This window comes from Nocardioides cavernae, assembly GCF_016907475.1.
Classification (GTDB): domain Bacteria; phylum Actinomycetota; class Actinomycetes; order Propionibacteriales; family Nocardioidaceae; genus Nocardioides; species Nocardioides cavernae.
On record NZ_JAFBCA010000001.1, the window covers coordinates 191,744 to 204,392 of the forward strand.

The 12,649-nt window shown below is 72.0% G+C and carries 12 protein-coding genes; 6 read left to right on the plus strand and 6 right to left on the minus strand.

Translation table 11 applies throughout. The features are described from left to right. Entirely contained in the window at nucleotides 1-471 is a 471-nt protein-coding gene (gene soxR, locus JOD65_RS00960; RefSeq protein ID WP_191194180.1) for a redox-sensitive transcriptional activator SoxR, read from the plus strand. On the opposite strand, the gene JOD65_RS00965 is transcribed toward soxR, so the two are convergent. Continuing rightward, the gene (locus JOD65_RS00965) at nucleotides 468-923 is read right to left on the minus strand and encodes an SRPBCC family protein (RefSeq protein WP_191194179.1); all 456 of its coding nucleotides are present in this window, start codon (nucleotides 921-923) and stop codon (nucleotides 468-470) included. The genes soxR and JOD65_RS00965 overlap by 4 nt on opposite strands. A gap of 68 nt (nucleotides 924-991) precedes the next feature. Here JOD65_RS00965 and JOD65_RS00970 point away from each other — a divergent pair, with 68 nt between their 5' ends. After that, nucleotides 992-1,411 carry a GNAT family N-acetyltransferase gene (locus JOD65_RS00970; protein WP_204810893.1) on the plus strand — a complete coding sequence of 140 codons (420 nt, stop codon included), beginning with the start codon at nucleotides 992-994 and terminating at the stop codon, nucleotides 1,409-1,411. Here JOD65_RS00970 and JOD65_RS00975 read toward each other — a convergent pair. Genes JOD65_RS00975 through JOD65_RS00995 form a run of 5 tightly spaced genes read right to left on the minus strand, consistent with a single transcriptional unit; the run spans nucleotide 1,389 to nucleotide 7,305 of the window. Beyond that, entirely contained in the window at nucleotides 1,389-1,799 is a 411-nt protein-coding gene (locus JOD65_RS00975; protein ID WP_191194178.1) for a VOC family protein, read from the minus strand. The two genes, JOD65_RS00970 and JOD65_RS00975, sit on opposite strands and share 23 nt — an antisense overlap. Then, on the minus strand, nucleotides 1,796-2,290 hold the full coding sequence (locus tag JOD65_RS00980) for a hypothetical protein (RefSeq protein ID WP_191194177.1): 495 nt from the start codon (nucleotides 2,288-2,290) through the stop codon (nucleotides 1,796-1,798). The genes JOD65_RS00975 and JOD65_RS00980 overlap by 4 nt, the downstream gene beginning before the upstream one ends. Nucleotides 2,291-2,343: 53 nt before the next feature. After that, the gene (locus tag JOD65_RS00985) at nucleotides 2,344-3,786 is read right to left on the minus strand and encodes an FAD-dependent oxidoreductase (RefSeq protein ID WP_191194176.1); all 1,443 of its coding nucleotides are present in this window, start codon (nucleotides 3,784-3,786) and stop codon (nucleotides 2,344-2,346) included. Beyond that, nucleotides 3,779-5,821 carry a molybdopterin oxidoreductase family protein gene (locus JOD65_RS00990; RefSeq protein ID WP_191194175.1) on the minus strand — a complete coding sequence of 681 codons (2,043 nt, stop codon included), beginning with the start codon at nucleotides 5,819-5,821 and terminating at the stop codon, nucleotides 3,779-3,781. Before JOD65_RS00990 ends, JOD65_RS00985 begins: the two co-directional genes overlap by 8 nt. An 11-nt stretch (nucleotides 5,822-5,832) precedes the next feature. Then, the gene (locus JOD65_RS00995; protein WP_191194174.1) at nucleotides 5,833-7,305 is read right to left on the minus strand and encodes an MFS transporter; all 1,473 of its coding nucleotides are present in this window, start codon (nucleotides 7,303-7,305) and stop codon (nucleotides 5,833-5,835) included. Nucleotides 7,306-7,524: 219 nt separating this feature from the next. Here JOD65_RS00995 and JOD65_RS01000 point away from each other — a divergent pair, with 219 nt between their 5' ends. The 4 genes from JOD65_RS01000 (at nucleotide 7,525) to acs (ending at nucleotide 12,642) form a co-directional block, all read left to right on the plus strand. Further along, nucleotides 7,525-8,448, plus strand: a complete 924-nt coding sequence (locus JOD65_RS01000) for an MEDS domain-containing protein (RefSeq protein ID WP_191194173.1) — start codon at nucleotides 7,525-7,527, stop codon at nucleotides 8,446-8,448. Between the two features lie 167 nt (nucleotides 8,449-8,615). Further along, nucleotides 8,616-8,957 carry a DUF485 domain-containing protein gene (locus JOD65_RS01005; protein WP_191194172.1) on the plus strand — a complete coding sequence of 114 codons (342 nt, stop codon included), beginning with the start codon at nucleotides 8,616-8,618 and terminating at the stop codon, nucleotides 8,955-8,957. Continuing rightward, nucleotides 8,957-10,564 carry a monocarboxylic acid transporter gene (locus JOD65_RS01010; RefSeq protein WP_191194171.1) on the plus strand — a complete coding sequence of 536 codons (1,608 nt, stop codon included), beginning with the start codon at nucleotides 8,957-8,959 and terminating at the stop codon, nucleotides 10,562-10,564. The genes JOD65_RS01005 and JOD65_RS01010 overlap by 1 nt, the downstream gene beginning before the upstream one ends. 122 nt (nucleotides 10,565-10,686) lie before the next feature. Further along, nucleotides 10,687-12,642 (plus strand): acetate--CoA ligase, encoded by a 1,956-nt coding sequence (gene acs / locus JOD65_RS01015; protein ID WP_191194170.1) that lies wholly within the window; start codon nucleotides 10,687-10,689, stop codon nucleotides 12,640-12,642. Nucleotides 12,643-12,649: the final 7 nt, after the last annotated feature.

The window sequence follows — 12,649 nt, forward strand, 5'->3', positions numbered from 1 at the left end:
ATGGATGGTAGAGACCTGCTCCCGATGGGAGAGATCTCGCGGCGCAGCGGCTTCGCCGCGTCGGCGATCCGCTACTACGAGGCCGAGGGGCTCATCGAGGCACACCGGTCCGGTGGCGGTCAGCGACGGTTCGAGCGGAACGTGCTGCGGCGGCTGGCCTTCATCCGCGCGGCGTCCAACGTCGGCCTCACCATCGAGGAGATCCGCGAGGAGCTGGGCCGGTTGCCCGGCAACCGCACCCCGACGAAGGCCGACTGGCAGCGCATCTCCCGGCACTGGGGCCGCCGTCTCGACGAGCAGATCGCGGCGTTGCAGCGGCTCAAGAGCGGCCTCGACGGCTGCATCGGCTGCGGCTGCCTGAGCCTGCGGTCCTGTGTCTTCTCCAACCCCGACGACGTCCACGGCGAGCGCGGGTCGGGCGCCCGGCTGCTGCCCGACTCCCTGCGCCGACCGCACCCGACGAGGCGCTAGGCGAAGGAGCGCACGAGCGCGTCCATGGTCGCCGTCCGCTCACGGTGGGCGATGATCCTCAGCACCGGCGTACCGAGCGCGCGGATGCCGTTGGCCCGCAGCCGCACGTCATGTCGTACGAGCGTCGCCCCCTCGCCGACTGCCTCGAGGGTGTAGCCGGGCCAGCCCTCCATCCTCGTCCGTCCCGACGAGCTGCGGTCCCACCAGTGGTAGACGACCCGGTTCGGGGCGTCGAGCTCGGCGATCTCGCCCGGCATCGTCCCCATCCGGGTGCGGTCCTCGTAGGTCGTGCCCACGACCACCGGGCCGGGCGACGTCTGCCGCGTCCCGCGCAGGATGCTGCCCCGCCCGAGCACCCACGCGTTGTGCCCCTCGATGTCGGCGAGTCGGGCGAAGACCTCGCCGATCGGCGCCGCGACCGTGCGCTCGATCTCGAACTCGACGTCGCCCATCTCGCCATGATCGGCCAGCGCCGACCGGCGCTCAAGCCCGGTCCAGCCCGATCGACGAGGATGCGGGCGTGACCGACTACGCGATCCGCACCGACCTCGCCGCCATGGACCTCGACCTCGTCCACGACTGGCTCAGCACCGACGCGTACTGGTCCCTGGGGCGCAGCCGCGAGGCCGTCGCGACGGCCGCGGAGCACTCGCTGAACGTCGGCGCCTTCACCGAGGACGGCCGGCAGGTGGCGTACGCCCGCGTCGTCACGGACCACGCCACCTTCGCCTGGCTGTGCGACGTGTACGTCGACCGCGACCACCGCGGACGCGGGCTGGGCAATCGGCTGGTCGCCGCGGTCGCGCAGCGTGTCGACGAGCTCGGCGTCGGCCGCACCCTGCTCAAGACCAGGGACGCCCACGATGTCTATGCGGGCCACGGCTTCGAGCCGGTGCCCGACCCGGACCTCTGGATGATCAGGACTCCCCCGTCAGCGTGAACAGCGTCAGCTGCATGCCGTCCGGTGCGGCGACGCGAGCGTTGCGGTCGCCCCACGGGGTGTCCACCGCGGGCGCGACAGCCGTGGCGCCGGCGGCCACCAGCGTCGAGGCAGCGGCGTCGGCGTCCGGCACCTGGAGTGCCAGGCGGACCTTGCCCGAGACCCGCTCCCCCACCTCGAGGTCGTCGACCATCGCGGCCTGCGCCTCGTCGAAGAGCTCGAGCGTCGCGCGGCCGGCGTCGAGCAGCAGCACCCGCCCCCGGTCGCTGCTCCAGTCGGCCACCTCGGGCAGGCCGAGCGCGTCGCGGTAGAGACGTACGGCAGCGTCGAAGTCGTCGACGGTCAGGGTGATCCGGAGCTCCTGGACGGCGATCTGGGCATCGGTCATGGAGTCGATCGTGGGGCCTCGGGTGCACCTGAGGTCAAGACCCTGCCCGGGCCGATGTGGAAGCTGCCGATCACGGTGACGCCGTCCTGCGCGTAGAGCGGGATGTCGCGGCCTGCCGGGTCGACGTCGGCCATGTCGGCCGCCGCCTCCTCCGGGCTGCGCGGCAGGTCCTGCTGCCGGTCGGAGGCTCGGACGAAGCCGCACCTCCCGTTGGTGCCGTAGGCGGCGACCAGGTCGGGCCCCGGGTCGTCCTCGTCGATGCCGGCGCCGGAGCCGTAGGACATGCCGTTCTCGTTGACCGGGTAGGGCGGCGCCATCGCGGCCTGGGGACAGTCCTCGAAGACCACCTCCTCGTCGCGGTGCGCGCTCGGGTCGATCGCGCGGACCATCGGCTGCGGACCGTCGGGCGACGCCACCACCTGGTGCAGCTGCATGCCGCCGAAGAAGCCGACGAGGAGCGCGGCCGCGCCAGCCAGGACCCGTCTGCTCACCTGCCACCCTCCTCCGGTACCCCCGTGGGACGCGGCGACGTGCGGAGAAGTTGTCAGCCGACCGCGACCGGCGCCGGGCTGTCCTCGACCAGGCGACGTACGACGTCCGCGCACCCGCCGCAGCCGGTCGTGGCCCGGGTCCGGTCGACGCACTCGCTCATCGACGCGCAGGCACGGACCTCGCCCGCGGTCACGCCGGCGCACGCGCAGACCTCCGCCTCGTCGGGCAGCGGCGCCGGGGCGTCCGCCGCCTCGGGCAGGAGCAGCTGGCCGGGCTCGTCGGGGCCGAGCAGGGTCCCGCGGTCGTAGAGCTGGGTGATGAGCCCGACGCGGGACAGGTCGCCGACGAGCGCCGCGGCGACGATCCGCCCGCCGTGCACGACGAGGCGGCGGTGCGAGCCGGCGATCGGGTTGGTCACCTCCACGACCTCGCCCTCCGCGCGCTCGGGGTCGCCGAGCACGGCGACGTCGAGGCCGGTGGCGCGCAGGCGCGCGACGCTCCGACTGCCGTCGTACGACGCCTCCTCGCCGCGCAGCAGGCGGGCGAGCACCTCGGCCTGCTCCCACGCGGGAGGGACGAAGCCGGTCGTACGACGGCGGTGCTCGGCGCAGTCGCCGATGGCGTGCACCCGGTCGTCGGTGACGCTGGTGAGGGTGTGGTCGACCACCACCCCGCGACGGACCATCAGGCCGGCGCGGCGGGCGAGCGCGGTCGACGGCCGGCCCCCGGCGGTGAGGACGACGAGGTCGCAGGGCAGGACGTAGCCGTTGTCGAGCTGCAGCCCGTCGCCGGTGAGCCGGACGGCGCGGGCGCCGGTGTAGACCTCGGTCCCGAGCCGTCGCAGGTCGCGGGCGAGAACGGCCCCCGCACCGGAGCCGACCTGGCTGGCGAGGAGGTGGTCGGCCCCCTCGACGACCTCGGTGAGCAGCCCGCGCACCGCCAGCGCCCGCGCGACCTGCAGGCCGAGCAACCCGCCGCCCACGACGACGGCCCTCGGTCTCCTGACAGGGCTCCGCCCTTCCTCGACCAGCGGGGCGGCCGACCCCTCGACCAGCGAGCGGGTGGCCGCGTCCAGCCGGCGGCAGTCGTCGAGGGTGCGGAACGCGTGGACGCGCGGGTCGAGGGTGCCGTCGCGGCGGACCAGCCCGCGGATCGGCGGCAGGGTGGGGATCGAGCCGCAGGCCAGGACGAGCCGGTCGTAGGCGACGCGCTGCCCGTCGACCAGCACGACCTCGCGGGCGTCCCGGTCGACCTCGAGCACGCGGGCCTCGAGGCGCAGGTCGATGCCGTGCTCGGCGTACCACTCCGCCGACCGCAGGGTCAGCGCGTCGGCCGCGTGGGTCCCCTCGAGCACCGCCGACAGCAGGATGCGGTTGTACGGCGGGCTCGCCTCGTCGGCGAGGACCGTGACCGCGAACCGCTCGTCGCCGGCGAGGTGCTCGCCCAGCCGGGCGGCCGCCATCCCGCCGCCGACGACCACGACCCGCTCAGGCATGCGCGACCGGTGAGAGGCGGGCGGCGCACACCTTGAACTCCGGCATCCGGGACGCCGGGTCGAGGGCGTCGTTGGTCAGCCGGTTTGCCCCCACCCAGTGGAACGGCACGAAGACCGTGTCCGGCCGGATCGTCGGCACCACCTTCGCGGGGGCGGTCATCTCGCCACGCCGGGTCGCGACGCGCACCGCGTCGCCCTGCCTGACGCCGAGGCGCCCGGCGAGCAGCGGGTGCATCTCGACGAAGGGGCCGTCGTCGGGCAGCGAGCGGACCCGCCGGGTCTGGGCACCGGACTGGTACTGCGCCAGCACGCGTCCGGTGGTGAGGTGGATCGGGTAGTCCGCGCACGGCTGCTCGGCCGCCCCGCGGTGCTCGACGGCGTGCATCCGGGCCCGGCCGTCGGCGTGCGCGAAAGACTCGGCGAACAGCCGCTCGCCGCCCCAGAAGACGCCCTGCTCGTCGCGGATCCGGTCGTAGGTGATCGCCGAGTAGTCGGCCGGGCCGCCCGCCGACGCACGGCCGAGCTCGACGAAGACCTCCTCCGGGTCGGTCGGGAACGACGCCTGCGAGCCGATCCGCTCGGCCAGTCCCGCGAGCACCTCGAGGTCGGTCCGCACGCCCGACGGTGGCGTGATCGCGCGTTGCCGCAGGACCACCCGACCCTCGAGGTTGGTCATCGTGCCGGTCTCCTCTGCCCACTGCGTCACCGGCAGCACGACGTCGGCCAGCGCCGCGGTCTCCGACATCACGACGTCGCACACCACGAGCAGGTCCAGCGCCTCCAGCCGCGAGGTCACGTGGGTCGCGCGCGGCGCACTGACGACGATGTTGGAGCCGAGCACCAGCAGCGCGGACGGCCCGTCGGGCGTGCCGAGCGCGTCGAGGAGCTCGTACGCCGATCGCCCGGGGCCGGGCAGCGCGTCGGGGTCGACACCCCACACGCCGGCGACGTGCGCGCGGGCGGCGGGGTCGTCGATGCGCCGGTAGCCGGGCAGCTGGTCGGCCTTCTGCCCGTGCTCGCGCCCGCCCTGGCCGTTTCCCTGGCCGGTCAGGCAGCCGTAGCCCGCACCGCGCCTGCCCACCATGCCCCGCGCGAGGGCGACGTTGATCCAGGCCAGCACGGTGTCCGTGCCCGTCGAGTGCTGCTCCGCCCCGCGCGCGGTGAGCACCATGACGCGGGACTTCGCTCCCAGCATCTCCGCCAGCGCCCGCACCTCGTGCGCGTCGATCCCGGTGACCCGCTCGACGCGCTCGGGCCACCAGGAGGCGACCGAGTCGCGCACGTCCTCCCAGCCGGTGGTGCGCTCGGCGAGGTACGACGCATCGACCGCGCCGGCGGCGACGAGCAGGTGCAGCACCCCCAGCGCGAGCGCGAGGTCGGTGCCCGGCACCGGCTGGAGGTGCAGGTCGGCGCGGTCCGCGGTCGGCGTACGCCGCGGGTCGATCACGACGACCTTGCCGCCCCGCTCGCGCAGCCGGTCGAGGTGGCGGGCTGCGGGCGGCATCGTCTCGACGAGGTTGGAGCCGACGAGCACCAGCACGTCGGTCTCCTCGACGTCGGCGAGCGGGAACGGCAGCCCGCGGTCGAGGCCGAAGGCGCGGATGCCCGCCGAGGCGGCCGAGCTCATGCACCAGCGACCGTTGTAGTCGATCTGCGAGGTGCCGAGCGCGACTCGCGCGAACTTGCCGAGGGAGTAGGCCTTCTCGTTGGTGAGCCCACCACCGCCGAACACCGCGACCCCGTCCGATCCGCCCGCCACCTGGGCGGCGCGGATCCCGGCGGCGACCCGGTCGAGGGCGTCGTCCCACGAGACGGCCGACCACTCGCCGGTCTCCCGGTCGCGCACCAGCGGCGACGTGAGCCGCTCGCGACCGCCGTACAGCCCGGCCGCGGCCCACCCCTTGCGGCACAGCGCCCCGCGGTTGACGGGGAACTCCTCCCAGGCCGACACCTCGGGCGTGCGCCGACCTGCCAGGCGCATCCCGCACTGCAGGGAGCAGTAGGGGCAGTGGGTCTCGGTCTGCGTCGCGGTCATCAGATCTCCCGTCAGATTTCAGCGGCGGCGAGCCCGTGGGCCCGCACCGGTCGACGCAGGTAGAGCACCCAGGTGAGTGTGGCGCAGCCGACGTAGTAGGCGGTGAAGACCGTGAAGGCGGCACGCGTCGCGGTGAGCGGGTCGCCGACCCAGGGGGCGGCGAAGGCGAGCGGGACCAGGAAGCCGCCCACGGCACCGACCGCGCCGATCACCCCGAGCGCGGAGGACGACTGCCGGGTGGCCGAGGTGAGTGCGGCAGCCCGCTCCGGCGTGCCCGGCGCGGTCGCGCGCTCCGCCGAGGCCTTCCAGAGGGCGGGGATCATCTTGTAGACCGAGCCGTTGCCGACGCCGGTGGCGGCGAAGATGCAGAGGAAGAAGCCGAGGAACAGCGGGAACCAGGCGGCGTTGGCGCTCGCGACGGCCGGGTCGGCGCCCGGGTTGGGCGTGAGCTGGTTGACCGTCCACAGCACCCCGAGGGTGAAGACGACCATCGCGACGAACGACGCCAGGGTCACCCGAGCGCCGCCCCAGCGGTCGGCCATCCACCCGCCGAACGGACGGGTCAGCGAGCCGACACCAGCGCCGAGGAAGGCGTAGAACGCGAAGTAGATACCCGTACCGAGCGGGGCAGGCTCCGGCACCCAGAAGTTGAGCCTGATCAGCAGCGGCATCGCGGCCGAGTAGCCGATGAACGACCCGAACGTGCCGATGTAGAGCAGTGACAGCTGCCAGGTCCGACGCTGCTTCACGACCTGCATCTGCTCCCGTGGCGACGACGTCACGGTCGCCAGGTTGTCCATCCAGAGCCACGCGGCGGCCGTCGCCAGCATCGCCAGGCCCGCATAGGCGTACGCCGCCCGCTCGAGGTGGATGCCGCCGCCCGACGCCTGCACGAGGCCGAAGATGCCGGCGCCGCCCACCATGACCGGGAGCAGCAGCTGGATCAGCGAGACACCGAGGTTGCCGCCGGCCGCGTTGAGCCCGAGCGCCGCGCCCTTCTTGTCGGAGGGGTAGAAGAAGTTGATGTTGGCCATCGACGAGGCGAAGTTGCCGCCACCCACCCCCGCGGTCGCGGCGATCAGGCAGAAGACCCAGTAGGGCGTCGTCGGGTCCTGCACGGCGTACGCGAACAGCAGCGTCGGCACCAGCAGCATCGCACCGCTGACGATCGTCCAGTTGCGCCCGCCGAACTTCGGCACCGCGAACGTGTAGGGCAGCCGCAGCAGCGAGCCGACGAGGTTGGGAAGCGCGACGAGCAGGAACAGCTGCTGCGGGGTGAACGCGAAGCCCTGCGCGAGCAGGAACGCCGACGAGACGCTCCAGATCAGCCAGACCGAGAAGCCGACGTGCTCGGCGAAGATCGACCACACCAGGTTGCGGCGGGCGACCGCGCGTCCGGTCGATTCCCAGAACTCGGCGTCCTCCGGGCGCCAGTCCTCGATCCAGCGACGCGCGCGGCGGTTGTCCGTGGCGGGGGTGCTCATGTCGACGAGCGTCTGCTCCCGGTGTGTCACCCGGCCTGCCGCTCCAGTGGCGGAGTCGTCAACTTCTCCTCACGACCTCACGACGTGAGGTCGAGACGCGGTCAAGCCTTGATCGTTCCTCCCTTCCCGCACGAGGCTGGAGGGTGCACAATCCCAGGGGAAACAGGGACAGACGTGGGACCGAGGGCTCGGCTCGGTGGTGGTGAGGGGTTCTGCTCGATGACCGACCGAGTGCACGCGGTCGCGGCCTATGACGAGGCCGCGTCGCTCGTCGCCCACGTCGCCGACTTCGTCGCGACCTCGCTCGACGAGGGCGTTCCGGTCGTCACCGTCAGCCGCCCTGCGCACCGCCACGCGGTGGATGCGCTCCTGTCCGCGCGTGGGGTCGACGTCGACCGGGCGCGCCGGGACGGCCGCCTGACCACGCTCGACGCCGACGAGGCGATGGCGCGTTTCCTGGTGGACGGGCGCCCCGACCCGGGACTGTTCTCAGCCTTCCTCGCGTCCCTGGTCCCGGTGGGCGGACCAGGCGTGAGCGCGTTCGGGGAGATGGTCGCCATGCTCTGGGAACGGGGCGAGGTGGCGGCCGCCATCGAGCTGGAGTTGCTCTGGAACAGCGCGATAGCGCGACACCCGATCCGGTTGCTGTGCGCCTACCCGGGGTCCTTGCTCGCCGACGCGGAGCTCGGCGATGTGGCCCGGATGTGCGGTCTCCACGACCACGTCAGCCTGGCCGGGCTGCACCCGCCCCACGGTGGGGCCAAGGCCGACGACGACGTCGTCCGCTCGGGCGTGCACCTGCCCGTCCCTGCCGCGGTCGGCTCGGTCCGCGGCTTCGTGCGGGACACCCTCGCCGGTTGGGACCTCGACCACCTCGTCGGGGATGCCGTCCTCATCACGTCCGAGCTCGCGACGAACGCGGTCACCCACGGCAGCTCGCCGTTCCGGGCCTCGCTCGCGCGGACCGGCGACGTCGTACGCGTGTCGGTGGAGGACGGGTCGAGCGCGTGGCCCCGCTACCACCGCGCACTGCCCGGTGACCAGGACGGCCGGGGCATGGCCATCGTCGCTGTCCTGTCACGCCGCTCGGGCTGTGACTCCACGGCGAGCGGCAAGGTCGCCTGGGCCGAGCTCAGCGCCTGACCCGACGCACGCTCCGACCGTTCGTCGTACGACACCGACCGCTGGGCGACCGACGACGCCCATCGACCGACGCGGCGACGCGCACCCCTCCCGCGCGGCGAGTGACCGGTGCCACGGTGACGGCGGTCACACCCCGTGGCCATCCCGCGCTCGGAAGGACCCGATCCGTGACACAGCAAGAGCAGGCCGCGCGCCACGATCCCATCTACGACCGGCTGCATGCGACACCCGAGTTCGCCGAGCTGCGGCGTCGCTACCGCGGCTTCGTGTTCCCGGCGACGGTCGCGTTCCTGGCCTGGTACCTGCTGTACGTCATCCTCTCCAGCTGGGCGGGCGACTTCATGTCGACGCAGGTCTGGGGCCACATCAACGTGGCGCTGATCTTCGGCCTCCTCCAGTTCGTGACGACGTTCGGCCTCGCCTGGATGTACGCCCGCTTCTCCGCCGCCAAGCTCGACCCGCTGGCCCGCCAGCTCGAGGCGGACTACCGCAAGGGAGACGACGCCTGATGGACACCCAGGTCCTCACTACGTTCCTGTTCCTGTCGGTCGTCGCCCTCACGATCGGCATCACCTTCTGGGCGAGCCGCCAGACCAAGACGGCCGCCGACTTCTACTCCGGCGGACGGTCGTTCTCGGGCTTCCAGAACGGTCTCGCCATCGGCGGCGACTACATGTCGGCGGCGTCGTTCCTCGGCATCTCCGGCGCCATCGCGGTCTACGGCTACGACGGCTTCCTCTACTCCATCGGCTTCCTCGTCGCGTGGCTCGTCGCGCTGCTGCTCGTCGCAGAGATGTTGCGCAACGCGGGTCGTTACACGATGGCCGACCAGCTGGCGTTCCGGATGAGCCAGCGCCCGGTCCGCACGGCGGCGTCGGTCTCGACGGTCGTGGTGTCGATCTTCTACCTGCTCGCCCAGATGGTCGGCGCGGGCACGCTCGTCGCGCTGCTCCTCGGCGTGGACAGCCAGGCGGTCCAGAACATCACCATCATCGGCGTCGGCGCGCTGATGATCTTCTACGTCGTGGTCGGCGGCATGAAGGGCACGACGTACGTCCAGATCGTCAAGGCCGTGCTGCTGATGCTCGGCTCCGCGCTGATCGTGGTCCTGGTGCTGGTCGAGTTCAACTTCAACCTCTCCTCCCTCCTCGGCGCGGCCGCGGAGAACTCCGGGAAGGGCGAGGCGTTCCTGCAGCCCGGTCTGCAGTACGGCGCGAGCCTGACGTCGAAGATCGACTTCCTGTCCCTCGGGCTCGCCCTGGTGCTCGGCACCGCCGGCCTGCCGCACATCCTGATCCGCTTCTACACCGTGCCGACCGCGAAGGACGCACGGAAGTCGGTGCTGTGGGCCATCGGCCTGATCGGCGCCTTCTACCTGATGACGCTGGTCCTCGGCTTCGGTGCCGCTGCCCTTCTGGACCGCGACCAGGTGGACCCGCTCGAGGGGGGCAACCAGAACCTCGCCTCACCGCTCCTTGCCGAAGCCGTCGGCGGTGGCGACGGCTCCACGGGCGGCGCGGTCCTGCTGGCGCTCATCGCAGCGGTGGCCTTCGCGACCATCCTCGCCGTGGTCGCCGGCCTGACGCTGGCCAGCTCCTCCTCGGTGGCGCACGACCTCTACAAGGGCGTCATCAAGAAGGACCAGCCCATCACCGAGAAGGACGAGGTGCGGGTCGCCCGGATCGCCGCGTTCGTCATCGGCGCGGTGGCCATCGCGCTGTCGATCCCGGCCCAGCGACTCAACATCGCGTTCCTCGTGGCACTGGCCTTCGCGGTCGCGGCGTCGGCGAACCTGCCGGCGATCATCTTCAACATGTTCTGGCGGCGGTTCAACACCCGCGGCGCCGTGTGGAGCATCTACGGCGGCCTCATCTCCGCCGTCGGGCTGGTGTTGCTCTCGCCGGTCGTGTCGGGTCTCCCGACCTCGCTGTTCCCCGACTCCGACTGGTCGATCTTCCCGCTCAACAACCCGGGCATCGTCTCGATCCCGCTGGGCTTCCTGCTCGGCTACATCGGCACGATCTCCAAGCGTGAGCCGGACGCCGAGGAGCGCTACACCGAGCTCGAGGTCCGCGCCCTCACCGGCGCCGGCGCCGAGCAGGCCGTCCAGCACTGAGTCCAGCAGCACCGGTGACCCCCTCGCCGAGCCGGAGTAGGTTCGGCGAGGGGGTCACCTCCCTCGTTCCCCGCCCCTGATCAGCACCTGACCCAGCACCTGCCCCGCCCGAGGAGAGAGCCTTGTCCGAGCAGACCCTGTCGAACCTGATGCACGAGGACCGGCGCTTCGAGCCCCCGGCCGAGATGGCCGCCGACGCCAACGTCCAGGAGGAGGCGTACGCCCGCGCCGACGCCGACCGCGAGGCGTTCTGGGCCGACGCCGCCGAACGGCTGGACTGGGGCCGGAAGTGGGACCAGGTCCTCGACTGGACCGACCCGCCCTTCGCCAAGTGGTTCGTCGGCGGCACCATCAACGCCTCCGTCAACTGCGTCGACCGCCACGTCGACGCCGGCAACGGCGACAAGGTCGCGATCCACTGGGTCGGCGAGCCCGACGACGACACCCGTGACATCACCTACGCCCAGCTCAAGGACGAGGTCTCGAAGGCCGCCAACGCGCTGACCGAGCTCGGCGTGCAGAAGGGCGACCGGGTGGCGATCTACATGCCGATGATCCCCGAGGTCGTCGTCGCGATGCTCGCCTGCGCCCGCCTCGGCGCCCCGCACACCGTCGTGTTCGGCGGCTTCTCCGCCGACGCCCTCGCCTCGCGCATCACCGACTGCGACGCCCACGTCGTGATCACCTCCGACGGTGGCTACCGCCGCGGAGCCGCCAGCGCGCTCAAGCCGGCCGTCGACGAGGCCGTCGAGAAGACCGGCGACCTGGTGCGCCACGTCCTCGTCGTACGTCGTACGGGCCAGGACGTCGCGTGGGACGACTCGCGCGACGTGTGGTGGCACGAGGCCGTCGACGGCGCGTCGGCCGACCACGAGGCCGAGATGCACGACTCCGAGCACCCGCTCTACGTCATGTACACCTCGGGCACCACGGGCAAGCCGAAGGGCATCCTGCACACCACCGGCGGCTACCTCACCGGGACGTCGTTCACGCACTGGGAGGTCTTCGACCTCAAGCCGGAGACCGACGTCTACTGGTGCACCGCCGACGTCGGCTGGGTCACCGGCCACTCCTACATGGTCTACGGGCCACTCGCCAACGGCGCGACGCAGGTGATGTACGAGGGCACCCCCGAGAAGGGCCGCTGGTGGCAGATCGTGCAGGACTACAAGGTGACGATCTTCTACACCGCCCCGACCGCGATCCGGACCTTCATGAAGCAGGGCCGCGAGATCCCCGACGGCTACGACATGTCGTCGCTGCGCCTGCTCGGGTCCGTCGGTGAGCCGATCAACCCGGAGGCCTACATCTGGTACCGCGAGGTCATCGGCGGCGACCGCTGCCCCGTCGTCGACACCTGGTGGCAGACCGAGACCGGCCAGATCATGATCAGCCCCCTGCCCGGCGTGACCGCCGGCAAGCCCGGCTCGGCGATGAAGGCGCTGCCCGGTATCTCGGCCGACGTGGTCGACGACGACGCGAAGTCCGTGGGCAACGGCAACGGCGGCTACCTCGTGCTGAAGGAGCCGTGGCCCGCCATGCTGCGTACGCTCTGGGGCGACGACGAGCGGTTCAAGGAGACCTACTGGTCGCGCTGGCCCGGCCTCTACTTCGCCGGCGACGGCGCCAAGCTCGACGACGACGGCGACGTCTGGCTGCTCGGCCGGGTCGACGACGTGATGAACGTGTCGGGCCACCGCCTCTCGACGACCGAGATCGAGTCGGCGCTCGTGTCGCACCCCAAGGTCGCCGAGGCGGCGGTCGTCGGAGCGGCGGACGAGACCACCGGCCAGGCCGTGTGCGCCTTCGTCATCCTCCGCGACTCCGCCGGCGACGGCGGCGAGGACATCGTCGAGGAGCTGCGCAAGCACGTCGCCAAGGAGATCGGGGCGATCGCCAAGCCGCGCCAGATCATGGTCGTGCCGGAGCTGCCCAAGACCCGCTCCGGCAAGATCATGCGCCGCCTGCTCAAGGACGTCGCCGAGGACCGCGAGGTGGGTGACGTGACCACCCTCGCCGACTCGACCGTCATGGACCTGATCAAGTCCAAGGAGACCTCGGCCTCCGCCGAGGACTGACCGTCCT

Coding starts and splice junctions, on each gene's coding strand:
- soxR (WP_191194180.1), top strand. CDS start 1: ATGGATGGTAGAGACCTGCTCCCGATGGGAGAGATCTCGCGGCGCAGC.
- JOD65_RS00965 (WP_191194179.1), bottom strand. CDS start 923: ATGGGCGACGTCGAGTTCGAGATCGAGCGCACGGTCGCGGCGCCGATC.
- JOD65_RS00975 (WP_191194178.1), bottom strand. CDS start 1,799: ATGACCGATGCCCAGATCGCCGTCCAGGAGCTCCGGATCACCCTGACC.
- JOD65_RS00985 (WP_191194176.1), bottom strand. CDS start 3,786: ATGCCTGAGCGGGTCGTGGTCGTCGGCGGCGGGATGGCGGCCGCCCGG.
- JOD65_RS00990 (WP_191194175.1), bottom strand. CDS start 5,821: ATGACCGCGACGCAGACCGAGACCCACTGCCCCTACTGCTCCCTGCAG.
- JOD65_RS00995 (WP_191194174.1), bottom strand. CDS start 7,305: ATGAGCACCCCCGCCACGGACAACCGCCGCGCGCGTCGCTGGATCGAG.
- JOD65_RS01000 (WP_191194173.1), top strand. CDS start 7,525: ATGACCGACCGAGTGCACGCGGTCGCGGCCTATGACGAGGCCGCGTCG.
- JOD65_RS01010 (WP_191194171.1), top strand. CDS start 8,957: ATGGACACCCAGGTCCTCACTACGTTCCTGTTCCTGTCGGTCGTCGCC.